The organism is Dyadobacter sp. Leaf189 (assembly GCF_001424405.1).
In the GTDB taxonomy this organism is placed as follows: domain Bacteria; phylum Bacteroidota; class Bacteroidia; order Cytophagales; family Spirosomataceae; genus Dyadobacter.
Window position 1 is genome coordinate 260,657 of record NZ_LMPS01000007.1, and the last position, 13,284, is coordinate 273,940.

General features: G+C 47.6%; 12 protein-coding genes. 9 read left to right on the forward strand and 3 right to left on the reverse strand.

Annotated features, from left to right (window positions below; all coding sequences use genetic code 11):
• The first annotated feature begins 41 nt into the window (after positions 1-41).
• Positions 42-920 carry an NAD(P)-dependent oxidoreductase gene (locus tag ASG33_RS22680; RefSeq protein WP_056291053.1) on the forward strand — a complete coding sequence of 293 codons (879 nt, stop codon included), beginning with the start codon at positions 42-44 and terminating at the stop codon, positions 918-920.
• A gap of 67 nt (positions 921-987) precedes the next feature.
• Here the strand turns inward: ASG33_RS22680 and ASG33_RS22685 are convergent, their stop codons facing one another.
• On the reverse strand, positions 988-1,272 hold the full coding sequence (locus ASG33_RS22685; protein WP_031528384.1) for a hypothetical protein: 285 nt from the start codon (positions 1,270-1,272) through the stop codon (positions 988-990).
• A gap of 96 nt (positions 1,273-1,368) precedes the next feature.
• Between ASG33_RS22685 and ASG33_RS22690 the strand changes: the two genes are divergently transcribed.
• From ASG33_RS22690 to ASG33_RS22705, 4 genes are all read left to right on the forward strand, one after another.
• Positions 1,369-3,309 (forward strand): SGNH/GDSL hydrolase family protein, encoded by a 1,941-nt coding sequence (locus ASG33_RS22690; protein WP_056291055.1) that lies wholly within the window; start codon positions 1,369-1,371, stop codon positions 3,307-3,309.
• A 45-nt stretch (positions 3,310-3,354) separates the two neighbouring features.
• On the forward strand, positions 3,355-3,618 hold the full coding sequence (locus ASG33_RS22695; protein WP_056291057.1) for a DUF4160 domain-containing protein: 264 nt from the start codon (positions 3,355-3,357) through the stop codon (positions 3,616-3,618).
• Positions 3,618-3,914: a hypothetical protein gene (locus ASG33_RS22700; RefSeq protein ID WP_056291059.1), complete on the forward strand. Its 297-nt coding sequence runs from the start codon at positions 3,618-3,620 to the stop codon at positions 3,912-3,914. The genes ASG33_RS22695 and ASG33_RS22700 overlap by 1 nt, the downstream gene beginning before the upstream one ends.
• Positions 3,915-4,001: 87 nt before the next feature.
• Positions 4,002-4,241, forward strand: a complete 240-nt coding sequence (locus tag ASG33_RS22705; protein WP_056291061.1) for a hypothetical protein — start codon at positions 4,002-4,004, stop codon at positions 4,239-4,241.
• Here ASG33_RS22705 and ASG33_RS22710 read toward each other — a convergent pair.
• The gene (locus ASG33_RS22710; protein WP_056291063.1) at positions 4,222-5,133 is read right to left on the reverse strand and encodes a DUF1338 domain-containing protein; all 912 of its coding nucleotides are present in this window, start codon (positions 5,131-5,133) and stop codon (positions 4,222-4,224) included. The two genes, ASG33_RS22705 and ASG33_RS22710, sit on opposite strands and share 20 nt — an antisense overlap.
• A 39-nt stretch (positions 5,134-5,172) precedes the next feature.
• The gene (gene proC / locus ASG33_RS22715) at positions 5,173-5,976 is read right to left on the reverse strand and encodes a pyrroline-5-carboxylate reductase (RefSeq protein WP_056291064.1); all 804 of its coding nucleotides are present in this window, start codon (positions 5,974-5,976) and stop codon (positions 5,173-5,175) included.
• A 29-nt stretch (positions 5,977-6,005) separates the two neighbouring features.
• Here proC and ASG33_RS22720 point away from each other — a divergent pair, with 29 nt between their 5' ends.
• From ASG33_RS22720 to ASG33_RS22735, 4 genes are all read left to right on the forward strand, one after another.
• Entirely contained in the window at positions 6,006-6,221 is a 216-nt protein-coding gene (locus ASG33_RS22720) for a hypothetical protein (RefSeq protein ID WP_157474911.1), read from the forward strand.
• Between the two features lie 68 nt (positions 6,222-6,289).
• Complete coding sequence (locus tag ASG33_RS22725) at positions 6,290-9,754, forward strand: DUF2126 domain-containing protein (protein ID WP_056291068.1); 3,465 nt, start codon at positions 6,290-6,292, stop codon at positions 9,752-9,754.
• A 25-nt stretch (positions 9,755-9,779) separates the two neighbouring features.
• Positions 9,780-12,338 (forward strand): circularly permuted type 2 ATP-grasp protein, encoded by a 2,559-nt coding sequence (locus tag ASG33_RS22730; RefSeq protein WP_056291070.1) that lies wholly within the window; start codon positions 9,780-9,782, stop codon positions 12,336-12,338.
• Positions 12,328-13,203: a transglutaminase family protein gene (locus ASG33_RS22735; protein ID WP_056291072.1), complete on the forward strand. Its 876-nt coding sequence runs from the start codon at positions 12,328-12,330 to the stop codon at positions 13,201-13,203. The genes ASG33_RS22730 and ASG33_RS22735 overlap by 11 nt, the downstream gene beginning before the upstream one ends.
• The last annotated feature ends 81 nt before the right edge of the window (positions 13,204-13,284 follow it).

Here is a 13,284-nt window from a genome sequence, read left to right on the forward strand (position 1 = left end):
TCGCATTCATTAAGTATTCATATCCACATTTCAATTGTATTATGGCTGAACAAATTGCATTTCTTGGTCTTGGTAACCTGGGAGCACCAATAGCAGAAAGATTGATGGATTCGGGTTTTGAGCTGACAGTCTGGAACCGAACCAGCTCGAAAGCAGAGCCACTCGCCAAATCGGGAGCGAAAGTGGCAGATAGCCCGGTAGAAGCGATTCTTCCCGGCGGAATTGTATTTTCTGTACTTGCAGATGACAATGCGGTGGAAACGACATTTTCTGAGGAGCTGCTGGCAAAGTTGGGCGAAGGTGCACTGCATGTTTCGATGAGTACGATCTCACCCGATTGTTCGCGGAAACTGGCCGAGACACACAAAAGGCACGGTGTAAGCTACGTAGCGGCACCGATTTTCGCGCGTCCTGATGCGGTACGTTCGGGAATGGGCAATATTGTAATTTCGGGAGAAGCTTCGGCGCGGGAGCGGGTGAAACCTTTGGTGCAAAACTTTGTAAAAGGTGTTTTCGACTTCGGGGATGATCCGGGCGCCGCTAACGTGATCAAGCTTTGCGGAAACTTCATGATTGCTGCAAGCCTTGAAATGATGGCAGAAGCATTTACACTGGCTGAAAAAAGCGGCATTCCGCGCCAGAACATCTATGAAATGCTCACATCCACCTTGTTTGCCGCACCGATTTTTCAAAATTATGGTAAGATGGTGGCACAGCATACCTACGAGCCGGTACTGTTCAGTCTTCCACTTGGCTTGAAAGATATTAACCTTACGTTACAGGCTTCGGCCAAGGTAAATGCACCCATGCCGCTCGCTGATCTGGTCAAAAACCGTTTTGTATCCGCATTGGCGAAAGGCCGGTCTAAACTGGATTGGGTAGCTCTGGCAAAAGGCGCTTCCGACGATGCCGGACTTTAACGAAATACGCTTTAAGACAAAAAAAGCTGCTCAATGCAGCTTTTTTTGTCTTAAAGGAAGTATGAGATTACTCTCTGATTTCCATTAACATCTCATCAGTAATGTTGTTTTTCTCTTTGAAATCCGAAACGGTTTCCGTGAAAGAATTATGGAGTGTTTCCACATTTTCCAGGTTTTTGTAAGCACCGTCATAAATCTCGTTGAGTGATTTATCAAGGTCCTGAATGTTCAGGTTCATATTCTCTGTTTCAATCTGTCCGATCTTTTTAATAACGGCAGTTTCACTGTTTTTCAAATCTTCAATTTCACGGAGAATCTTCTCCATGGATTTAAACTTTTCGATCTTATCCATAAGTTCTTAGCTTGTTTTTAGAAACAGTACACTCAAATATCATACCATGGAGCCGGCGAATGCGGTAAATTCCGCGCGATCTCAACTTTATCGGTTATGGTAAAAAAATATGCAAAGTGGCTCTTTATAGGTGTTTTGACGCTTGCGACGCACATTATCGTCGCACAACAAGCCGAGAAAAGCACTTCCTGGAAAGGATTTGAAAAGGTAACAATCACATTTGAGAACCGCGAAGCCTGGTATGTAAAGCCGATTAAGGAAATACCGGGCAAACCGTGGGTTTGGCGGGCACATTTCCCCACCTGGCATACCGAAATGGATAGTATCCTGCTGTCGCGCGGGTTTCACATTGCTTATGTAAATACCAACGATCTCTTTGCTCATCCCAAAGCGATGCAGGTGTGGGATGCTTTTTACGATTACCTGGTCAAAGAAAAGCAGTTTGCTCCCAAAGTAGCATTGGAGGGAGTTAGCCGCGGAGGCTTGTATGTGTATGGTTGGGCAAAAAGGAACCCCGACAAGGTAAGCTGCATATACGCCGAGGCACCGGTATGTGATCCCGGAAGCTGGCCGGGAGGTAAAGGAAAAGGTGCCGGTTCGGAAAAGGATTGGGCTGAGTGGCTCAAACTCTTTGAAAAGAATGAGGAAGAAGCAGCCAAATTCACTGATATCCCATTAAATGATCTTGCCGGATTAGCGGCCTACAAAGTACCGGTAGTTCATGTGATTGGTTTAAACGACAAGCTGGTTCCTCCTTCCGAAAACAGCGATTTGCTTATCAAAAATTACCAGCAACTCGGCGGTCCTAGTGTCGTTTACCCGATGACACGCGGTGAGCAGACCCTGGAAGGGCACCATTTCCCAATCGAGCACCCCGAATTTTTCGCCAATTTCATCGAGCAGAACAGTGTTCCGGTAACAAAGCCGCTTTCGCATGAACCTTACATGGAGGTTAATGCGGGATTGGGAAATGCGTTTGAAAAATTTAAGACAACTAAAAAAGGTACCGTCGCGTTTCTAGGCGGCTCGATTACGCACAACCCCGGCTGGCGGAACAAGACCTCGCAATATCTGCAGGAACGTTTTCCCGACACTGAATTTACATTTATTACGGCAGGTATCCCGTCACTGGGAAGTACCCCGCACGCATTCCGGTTCAGCCGCGATGTTTTAGCCAAAGGCACCCCCGATCTGCTGTTCCTTGAATCGGCAGTCAATGATCGTGGAAATGGATTTAGTGAAAAAGCGCAGGTTCGTGCGCTGGAAGGGATTGTCAGACAAATGCATACTGCAAATCCCAAAGCAAATATCGTGTTAATGGCTTTCGCGGAACCACTGAAAAACGCCGATTATGAAAAAGGTAAGGAGCCTAAGGAAGTGGCCGTGCATCAGCGCATTGCCAAGTATTATGGCGCTTCATATATTAATCTTGCCAAAGAAGTTTACGACCGGATTAAAGCAGGAGAGTTTTCTTGGGAGTACGATTTCAAGGATTTACATCCGTCCCCATTTGGACAGGAAATCTATTTTCAGACGATAAAGGAGCTGTTAAAGAAAGATTTCGCCGCCGCAGAAGCAACGACCCAATTCCCAAATGCAATTGATAAATTCTCCTACGAAAAGGCAGGTTATCATTCCATCGAAGAAGCTAAAAACCTTAAAGGGTTTGCATTGGATCCAAGCTGGAAGCCGGCAACAAAACTGTCTACCCGCGGAGGTTTTGTGAATGTACCAATGCTTGTTGGCGAAACTGCAAATGCTTCATTCGAGCTTTCGTTTAAAGGTCGGGGAGTTGGGATCGCGATCATTTCCGGTCCGGATGCGGGGATCATTTCCTATTCTATCGACGGCAAGAAGCCGAAAACGATGGATTTGTTTACAAGGTGGAGTACGCAGCTGCATTTACCCTGGTACCTCATGCTAGACGACGAGTTATCTTCCGGCAAACACAAGTTGAAACTGACAATATCTTCTGAAAAGAACAAAGAAAGCGCTGGTACCGCCTGCCGGATCGTGCATTTCCTGGTTGCGGAATAAAGGTTATTTTTGGGGAGTTGTTTTAACACACTATCCCCTGAACTTATGCCAGAGATCTCCCGTTTTTTCGGAATTGTAATTTTCATGTATTTCAAAGACCACCTGCCTCCGCATTTTCATGCGGAGTATGCAGGGCAGGAAGCGCAGTTCTCGATTGAGACGGGTAATGTAATAGCAGGAGATTTTCCTCGTAAACAAACTCGTCTCGTTCAGGCTTGGGTTGAACTTTATCGTGAAGAGTTGTATCTTAACTATTTCGAATCTCAGAAAGACGATGCTCGATTCAGGAAAATTAGACCGCTGCAATAATGAATCCCAGAGTTAAAAAAATCATTTCAGTCAAACCTTTCGTTATTACGGCTCTGTGGTCGGATAACCAAATGCGTATGATTGATTTTGGCGTTTTTCTTGCGGAGTACTTTCAGAAAGAGGATACTGTTTTCTTTAAAATCTTACAACCTGAAACATTCAGCAAAGCCAAGTCTGACGGAAGGACAATCTATTGGGATAATGTGACTGAAATGCTGGATTATGATGGAAAGCCAATTCCCGCTCCACTCGACTTCGATCCTGATGTACTGTTCGACCTGTCGCAACTGGTTTGACGGTGTTACGGTGTAGACTTTTTTGATTTGTTTTAGTCACGCAGATTTGAAAGCGTCTTAATTTAATTAATGCTAAACTGGTAAAGTATGAGTCAAAACGATCTTAAATCCAGCCTGCATGCATTGATAGATTTTATCGACGATACCGCAGTTTTGCAGGCGTATCTTATTCTGCTTTCTCGCGAGGCCAAATCGCAAGAAGATTTCTGGGAAGGTCTTGACGATAAAACAAAAGCAGCGATCGGGGAAGGATTATCTGATTTCGATTCTGGAAAACATTCTAATTTCTTTGATCATATGAAAGCTTTTACTTCCCAGTCTGCGTAGTATAAGTACTTTCAAAGATCTTGTCTGCATTACCTGCTTCGAAACCGTCCCTGCGGTGTTTTCTTTGAATTTGTTCAGCGGGGATATCTTTAAATGCCGGCAAGACTTTCCGCTCAGCAAATTCGACGTAGGAACCTGAAATTCGCAGCTTTTCGCCATTCGCAAATTCCGCCTCGATCATTTCCGCTACTGTCGAGCTTTGCAGCAAACCGCCGTCAGGACTTTCTTTTACCTTTCCACCCGACGTATTGAGTTTAATCCCGTTCTTTTCTAAAAACACATTGAAATCAGCAACTGTATTATAACCTTCTGGCAGGTTATGTACGCTGATCGTGAAGTGATTGAGGTAATATCTGTTGTAAATCACCCAGGCTGCATATTCACTTTCTTTCAGTAAAGTCTGATAGTCCGATACAGTCGGCGTGCGCCAGAGCGGCTTGTGGAGAAATGCATCTACCTCCAAACCATTATCCAGATCCAGCGAATCGGCAGGGTCGCTTGTTACTTCGTCGGTATAGCTGCGGATAATGCGTTGCGCCTCTTCCGAAAGATCACCTACACGCAGCTCGCTGACAAAAATGCGCGGGTCTGTCTCGCGTGGCGGACTGTACCACCAGGCATCAAGCTTTTTCCCTTCAAAAAAATAATGGTCGCGCTTTTCATAACCATAATGCAGGAAGATCTTTTCAAAAGACTGCACGCCGAGCTGGGGTACACCCATGGTCCGGAATGCAATGTGGTCGTTTTCAATCTCGCCGGCATTTTTAACAATACCTGTGTTCACCATCGCATTCAGGATAGTGCCCACATCGGGAACACGCTCTTTGTACCTCCGCATCAGCCCGTCCAGGACAATGTCCAGTGTGGCCAGCTTGTCTGATTTTGCTTCCATTATAGTTGATTGAATGTGTGTAAAAATTTAAAAAGCAGTTTAGCCTTTCGATAGTTCGGTTGACCGTACCTGCGCCGCAATAATGCCCTTTTTCAAAGTATCGTCCAGTTCGCCGCCTTCAAACTCCCGCAATGCCGCCTCTGTCGTGCCACCTTTTGAAGCTACTGCTTTGATCAGGTCGTCGAGCGATTTGTCGGCGGTGTTGATCAGGTGATAAGAGCCGAGCATGGTTTGTTTTACCAGCAATGCAGCTACTGACTCTTCAAAACCCATTTCCTTACCCGCCTCGATCATCGCTTTGACCACATAAAAGAAATAAGCCGGCCCGCTGCCGCTTAATGCAGTTACCGCATTGAGCTGTTCTTCATTTTCCAGGAAAACCGATCTGCCTGTCGCATTGATCAGGTTTTCGACTCTTCTTAACTGCTGTATATCTACTTCCGGCGAAGCTGCGTAGGCGGTAATGCCCATTCCCAGCATCGCAGGTGTATTCGGCATCGCACGGATCACCGCTTTGTGTTGTAATGTATTTTGAATGCTCTGGATCGTAATACCGGCCATAATCGACAATACAACCTGATTTGGCTTCACTACTTCCTGCAAGCTCTGGCCCACCGACGCAAAATCCTGCGGCTTTACAGAGAGTATAATCAGATCATATTCTCCGATTTGCGGCCCGATCACGCCTGTAATCACGCCGGGCTGAAAACTGGTCAGGCTCTCCATCCTGTCTACGCTTTTCTCTACCAGTAAAAAGTCTTCTTTTTTAACAAGGTCAAATTTGAGAAAGGCACGTGCAAACGCCATTCCCATGTTGCCGCAGCCGATAATCGCGATTTTCATTTGAAATTAATGACAGATAAATGGTTAGGATGAAGGCGAATTACGCAACTTTTGGAGGAATTATCAGCCTGGCCCTGCTATTTAGGGCTTATTTGTTTTGGAATGAATTAAGCCGTCTGCACGTTCCTAACATTGTCTCCTGTGATGGCCGCAAAGGCATACCCGATTCCCCTCCATTTAATATGAAAAATAAAATTTTGCGCTTATTATTTAATGCAGGTATATATTTTGAAAAACAACTATAAACCGCTTTTTTAGGATCAGGTATAATCCTGAATACCAAATTACTTTGATTTATTGTAATACTCCAACTATGGCTATAAAAGTTGCAATTTCGCACAAGACTAAATATCAGTTTGACCGGAGTGTTTCACTTTCCCCGCATATTTTCAGGCTGCGCCCAGCCCCGCATTCCCGCACACCTATTGAAGGTTATTCGTTAAAAATTACCCCTGAAAACCATTTCATCAACTGGCAGCAGGATCCATTTGGAAACTACCAGGCGAGGGTTGTTTTTCCTGAAAAAACGACTGAACTCAGCATTGACGTGGAAGTGATTGCCAAAATGCAGGTAATCAATCCTTTCGACTTCTTCGTAGAGGAATATGCAGAAATGTTTCCCTTCCAATACGATCCTACGCTCAAAATGGAGCTTGGCCCGTACCTCGAACCGAGAGAATCGGGGCCGATGCTGATGGATTTTGTTGAAAAGTCGAAGGTTCACAGGGATATCAAGACAGTCGATTTTCTGGTGCATTTGAACCAGGAACTATATAAGGCGATCCATTATAATATTCGCATGGAAGCCGGGGTGCAAACCTGCGAGAGTACGCTGAACATCAAAAGCGGCTCCTGCCGGGATTCGGCCTGGCTGCTCGTGCAGGTATTGCGGCATTTGGGTATAGCGGCGCGCTTTGTGTCCGGGTACCTTGTGCAGCTTACTTCCGATATCAAGTCGCTTGACGGACCTTCTGGCCCGGAGGCAGATTTTACCGATTTGCATGCCTGGACAGAAGCTTATGTTCCGGGCGCAGGATGGATCGGGCTGGATCCTACTTCGGGTCTGTTTGCCAGTGAGGGGCACATTCCACTTTGCTGCACACCTGATTACGCAAGTGCGGCGCCGGTTTCCGGTGCGACTGACATTGCGCAGGTTACCTTTGAGTTTGACAACAAAGTTTACAGGATTCACGAAGACCCGCGCGTTACCAAGCCCTACACCGAAGAGCAATGGGCCTCGGTTATGCAGGTAGGGTACGATGTGGAAAAGGATTTGCAGGAAAATGATGTCCGCCTCACGATGGGCGGCGAGCCAACATTTATTTCAATAGACGATTTTGAATCACCTGAATGGAATACGGCGGCCGACGGTCCCATGAAGCGCCAGCTGGCTTACGATCTTTCACTCAGATTAAAAAAACGATTTGCTCACGGCGGGCTGCTGCATTTTGGACAGGGTAAGTGGTACCCGGGCGAGCAGTTTCCGCGCTGGCAATATGCACTGTACTGGAGAAACGACGGCGTGCCTATGTGGCGCAACGATGAGCTGGTAGCCAAAGAAAACGGGACGAAATATACTTTTCGGGAAGCCGAAGCTTTTACGACCGAGCTTTCGAAATACCTCGGCATTGATACCAACAATATCACACCTGCTTACGAAGACCCAATTTACTGGGCAATGGAGGAAGGCAAGCTGCCGGTCAATGTGGATCCTTTAAAGGTTAATCTCAAAGATTCTATTGAAAGAAGAACACTGGCGAAAGTGCTGGAAAGAGGCCTGAACAATCCTGCCGGATTTGTATTGCCGATTAAATGGGATGAAAAGCGAGATCACTGGACGAGTTCCGTGTGGCAGTTCAGGAGGAACAACTGCTTTCTGATCCCGGGAAACTCTGCAATGGGGTACAGACTCCCGTTGAAAGCATTGCCGGAAGTTGCAAAGGAAAAGCGGGAGCAGCCCGTCGAACGCAGTCCGTTTGAAGATCTGCCTGCATTGCCTGATTATAAATATGCTGTGCAAAACCGCTACGGTTCGGTAGCGCCCGCTTACGAGTTGCCTGTGAATAAGGAGGAAAGCCCTTCGACTGCCCGGCGGCCCGGTGCGCTCAGGGTGACAAAACCTGGGGAAGGGCCCTTCGATAATGCTCAGGGTGACAAGGAGGAGGGGATTTTGTTTGATGTTCCTGTTGTGACGACTGCGATTTGTGTGGAAGAGCGGGATGGGATTATCTATGTTTTTTTACCTCCTACTGACTATCTCGAACATTACCTGGACCTGATCGCCTCTATCGAAGCGACTGCGGAAAAGCTGAAAATGCCTGTTCGCATTGAGGGTTATCCTACACCTTCCGATTACCGGGTGCAAAAGCTGATCGTTACCCCCGACCCGGGAGTGATTGAAGTGAATATACATCCGGCGAAAAACTGGCAGGAGCTGGTCGATAATATCAGTGCATTGTATGAGGAGGCATTCTTTTCAAGATTAGGTACTGATAAGTTCATGGTCGATGGTCGCCACACCGGAACTGGCGGCGGTAACCACGTTACGATCGGAGGCGCGAAGCCGGCCGACAGTCCGATCCTGCGCCGGCCCGATCTGCTCCGCAGCTTACTTACCTACTGGCAGCATCACCCTGCATTGAGTTACCTTTTTGCAGGTCCGTTCATCGGCCCCACCAGCCAGGCGCCGCGTATCGATGAAGGCAGAGATGAAAGATTGTATGAAGTTGAAATTGCATTTGATCAAATTCCGGAAGACAAAGAAGTGCCCTTCTGGATGGTCGACAGGATTTTCAGGAACCTGCTGGTTGATATAACGGGCAATACGCACCGGTCGGAGTTTTGTATGGATAAGCTTTATTCCCCTGATTCGTCAACGGGAAGATTGGGGATCCTCGAATTCCGTGCATTCGACATGCCGCCTCACAAGCATATGAACCTGGTTCAAACGCTGCTGATCCGCGCATTGATTGCCAAATTCTGGAAAAATCCTTATAAACATAAGCTGATCCGCTGGGGTACCGAGCTGCACGACCGCTTCCTGCTGCCGCATTTTGCCTATCTCGATATGGTAGATGTGGTGAATGACCTGAAAGAAGCCGGATACAACTTTGATATTTCGTGGTTTGACCCATTTTTCGAGTTCCGCTTTCCGCATTACGGTGGTATTACGGTAGACAATATCCAGCTCGATCTCCGGCTGGGCATTGAACCCTGGCACGTGCTAGGGGAAGAATTGTCTAATTCCGGCACTGCGCGTTTCGTCGATTCTTCACTGGAACGATTGCAGGTAAAAGTGAGCGGATTTGTGGAAGGAAGGCATATTCTGGTATGTAACGGCTGTCGCGTGCCGCTGCGTAGCTCGGGTATCAAGGGAGAATATGTATCCGGGATCCGGTACAAAGCCTGGAACCCGCCGTCGGCATTACACCCCACGATCGGGGCCGATGCGCCGCTCGTTTTTGATATTGTGGATACCTGGAATAACCGTATATTGGGCGGATGTACCTACTTCGTTTCGCATCCCGGCGGACGTGCCTTTGACACACATCCTGTAAATGCATTTGAGGCAGAATCGCGTAAGATCAGCCTGTTTCAAGGTTTTGGACACACGCCTTCTTCGCGGCAGGAAGTGCAGATCATGGAAAAATCGTCGGGTACGGTTTCGCGTTTCATTGCAGAAACCAAGAAAGAAATGAAGGCGGATACACCCATTGAATTAATTAATCCGGAGTATCCCAATACGCTGGATTTACGTAAATACTGGAAATCGAAATAGTTTCCGGTGTATATCCCTGACATTTATGCTTACCGAGGCTTCCGTGAATCTTTTGCAATCCTATAAAAGTGGCCTGAGCTCTTACGATGAGGTGCTCGATTTGCGCGGGAATGTCAAGCCACATTGGAATGCATTGTTCTCGACGCTCGAAAAGCTGGGTCTGGAAGAACTGAAAAGCCGCAATCAGGAGATCATCGGCAAGCTGCGTGAGAATGGGGTTACCTACAACGTTTACGGTTCCCCCGATGGAATGAACCGCCCCTGGCAGCTTGATCCCATTCCGTTTTTGATCGAACAAAAAGAATGGAATCACATTGCCAGGGGTTTGCAGCAGCGGGCTGTCTTGCTGGATCTGATGCTGAAAGACCTTTACGGTCCCAGAAACCTGGTGAAAGACGGGATCATTCCTGCCGAGCTCGTCTTCGATAATACCGGCTTTTTTCGCCCTTGCATTGATATCAAAGTCCCAGGCGCCAACCAGCTCACATTGTATGCCGCAGATATGGCACGCGGCCCTGATGGACAAATGTGGATTGTCGATAACCGCACCCAGGCTCCATCAGGTTCGGGTTATACCCTCGAAAACCGGGTTGTAATGAGCAAGCTGCTGCCCGAGCTGGCCGATGGAATGTATGTAAGCAAGCTGGCGCCTTATTTTAATAATCTTCAAAACACTGTTCTGCGCCTTGCCGATAAAAGCAAGGATGCTCCCAATATCGTTTATCTGACGCCCGGGCCTAGTAACGAAGCTTATTTTGAGCATGCCTATCTGGCTTCTTACCTGGGTTACACGCTCGCTCAGGGCGACGACCTGCTGGTTCGTAACGGCTGTGTGTGGCTGAAATCCATTGACGGTTTACAAAAAGTGGATGTGATCCTGCGCCGTATTGACGATGACTGGTGCGATCCCCTCGAACTGCGTGAAGATTCGCGGCTCGGTGTTCCCGGATTGTTGCAGGCGATCAGAATGGGAAATGTGCAGGTAGTCAATGCACCTGGTTCGAGTGTTTTGGAAAACCATGCATTTCTTGCATTTATCGAAAATATCAGTCAATACTTTTTGAGTGAGAAACTGATCATGCCCTCCGTCGCGACTTGGTGGTGCGGGCATACCAAAGAGCTCAACTACGTACTAGACCACCTGGACGAGCTGATCATCAAAAAGGCCAACCGCAAAACAAAATTCCGGTCCATTTATGGCCGGTTACTGAGCTACCAGCAAAAGGAGGAGGTAAAGCGGATGATCTCGCAAAGTCCGCACGAGTTTATAGCGCAGCAGGAAGTCAGCCTGTCTACCACACCTTCATTGGTCGACGGCAATATTGAGCCCCGATACGCAGCATTGCGCGCATTTATGGTGGCCGACGAAAACGGGTATCACGTAATGCAGGGCGGACTGACGCGCAGCTCGCCTGTGAAAGACAGGTTTGTGATATCCAATCAATACGGCGGCTTGTCGAAGGATACCTGGATTGTTTCGGACAAAACAGAGGATATCCAGGATAAGATCAGTTTGCCGAGCCCTGCGGCGGTTAACAAGCACGTTTCTCTGCCTAGCCGCAGCGCCGAGAATTTGTTCTGGGTAGGCAGGTATTGTGAGCGCGCAATGGCGGTAATCAAGTTTATGAACATTACCATCAACGTACTTAATCTGGACCGTAACTTTGGCGGGTCTGCCAAGCAGGAGCATATTAAGGTCTTACTGCAATCGGTAACGCATTTGTCAGCGACTTACCCCGGCTTCCTGGATGAAGAAACGGACCATTTTCAGGATCCATATATTGAAATTATTGATCTGATTTCCAATACAAACCGCCCAGGCTCAATTGCCTCCAACATTGGCGCGTTTCTGAATGCGGTGGGCGCAGTCCGGAACCAGTGGGACCTGGAAATCTGGCGGATCGTGGACCTGATTGATAATGGATTCCACGAGATCAGGAATGCGTCGAGCATGAACAGCAACAATATCCAGAAAACGCTCGACGGGCTTTTCAACAACATGTTCACTTTCCTAGGCGTAATTGCGGAAAGTATGCCGCGCGACAATAGTTTTCTTTTATTAGAAACGGGTAAACTGATCGAGCGGATTTTGTCAAGGATCAGTGTGATACAGTCTAATTTCGGTGTTCGAAACTCTCAGGCTGTTGAAAATGAGTTGATCGAGGCTACCCTGATCAACCACCATTCGCTGGTAAACTACCGGCAGATCTATAAATCGCATTTGAGTGCAGAGGCAATGCTGGATATGGTTTTGTTGGAAAAAACATTGCCTTATTCGCTGGTATATATGCTCGACGAGCTGAAAAAAAACCTGGCCCAACTGCCGGTTACCACACGTGGCGACAGGCTGAATGAAGCAGAAAGGTCCGTTTTGAAGGCGGCCACGCTGGTAAAGCTCGCGAATGTGGCGGATTTGTGTAAAAGCAATGAGGTTCTGGAACGGACAGAATTGTTCAACCTGCTCTCGGAAGCTGCCAAATTGATCAGCTCTGTATCTACCAGCCTCACCAACATGTATTTCAGTCACGCGATCATGCATCATTCTTTCTTTGAACCGGCCGATTACAACACCGATGAAATATAAGCTGGTACATAAAACGAAGTACAAGTACGCGCAGGCAGTGAATAACTACCACAGTCTGCTTTGCCTCACCCCGCGGAACCTGCCGAATCAATCGTGCAGCAATTTCAGCATTCAGATCAGTCCGGAGCCTTCACAGATTGTAGAGCGCACGGATTTTTACGGAAATAAAACGCATTACTTCTCGCTGCATGCGCCGCATAAAGAGCTGACGGTACTTACAACAAGCATTGTGGAAAGGTCGGAGGCGAATACAGGTACGCTGTTTATGCCTTCTGACATTACCTGTTCGGCGGCCCGGCATCGGCTGGTCAGTGACCGGTCTTTGAAGATCGCATTGCTTGAATACATGCTGCCAAGTCCATTGGTGAAATGGGACGAGGAGATCGTCGCATTTGGCCGGGATTGTTTTGTAGACGGCGTTCCGCTTTATGAATGCGTCCGGAATCTTTGCCGTAAAATTTACACGGAGTTCGACTTTGTACCTGATTTCACGACAGTCCACACGCCGATTAAGGAGGTACTGGCTGCAAGAAAAGGCGTTTGTCAGGACTTTTCGCATTTGGCGATAGCCTGTATCCGAAGCTTCGGCTTTGCCACGAGATATGTTAGCGGGTACCTCGAAACCCTCCCGCCTCCCGGCAGGCCCAAGTTGCAGGGTTCTGATGCATCGCATGCCTGGATATCGGTTTTTATACCCGATTGTGGCTGGTGTGATTTTGATCCCACCAACAATGTAGTACCCGGCGAGCGGCATATTGTGACGGCCTGGGGACGTGATTACAGCGATGTGCCGCCATTGAAAGGGATCATTTTCAGCTACGGCAAACATACGCTTACCGTGGAAGTGGACGTAATTCCTGTTTAATGCACAGCCTGCTTCAAATAAGGGCGTGATATTTGCCTGAATGGGTTTTTAAACATTTGAGAATTGGCCTTGTTTCTCTAA

What these genes read in the sequence shown, in the direction of transcription:
- ASG33_RS22680 (WP_056291053.1), top strand. Translation starts at nt 42, where the DNA reads ATGGCTGAACAAATTGCATTTCTTGGTCTTGGTAACCTGGGAGCACCA.
- ASG33_RS22685 (WP_031528384.1), bottom strand. Translation starts at nt 1,272, where the DNA reads ATGGATAAGATCGAAAAGTTTAAATCCATGGAGAAGATTCTCCGTGAA.
- ASG33_RS22690 (WP_056291055.1), top strand. Translation starts at nt 1,369, where the DNA reads ATGGTAAAAAAATATGCAAAGTGGCTCTTTATAGGTGTTTTGACGCTT.
- ASG33_RS22695 (WP_056291057.1), top strand. Translation starts at nt 3,355, where the DNA reads ATGCCAGAGATCTCCCGTTTTTTCGGAATTGTAATTTTCATGTATTTC.
- ASG33_RS22700 (WP_056291059.1), top strand. Translation starts at nt 3,618, where the DNA reads ATGAATCCCAGAGTTAAAAAAATCATTTCAGTCAAACCTTTCGTTATT.
- ASG33_RS22705 (WP_056291061.1), top strand. Translation starts at nt 4,002, where the DNA reads ATGAGTCAAAACGATCTTAAATCCAGCCTGCATGCATTGATAGATTTT.
- ASG33_RS22710 (WP_056291063.1), bottom strand. Translation starts at nt 5,133, where the DNA reads ATGGAAGCAAAATCAGACAAGCTGGCCACACTGGACATTGTCCTGGAC.
- proC (WP_056291064.1), bottom strand. Translation starts at nt 5,976, where the DNA reads ATGAAAATCGCGATTATCGGCTGCGGCAACATGGGAATGGCGTTTGCA.
- ASG33_RS22720 (WP_157474911.1), top strand. Translation starts at nt 6,006, where the DNA reads ATGAAGGCGAATTACGCAACTTTTGGAGGAATTATCAGCCTGGCCCTG.
- ASG33_RS22725 (WP_056291068.1), top strand. Translation starts at nt 6,290, where the DNA reads ATGGCTATAAAAGTTGCAATTTCGCACAAGACTAAATATCAGTTTGAC.
- ASG33_RS22730 (WP_056291070.1), top strand. Translation starts at nt 9,780, where the DNA reads ATGCTTACCGAGGCTTCCGTGAATCTTTTGCAATCCTATAAAAGTGGC.
- ASG33_RS22735 (WP_056291072.1), top strand. Translation starts at nt 12,328, where the DNA reads ATGAAATATAAGCTGGTACATAAAACGAAGTACAAGTACGCGCAGGCA.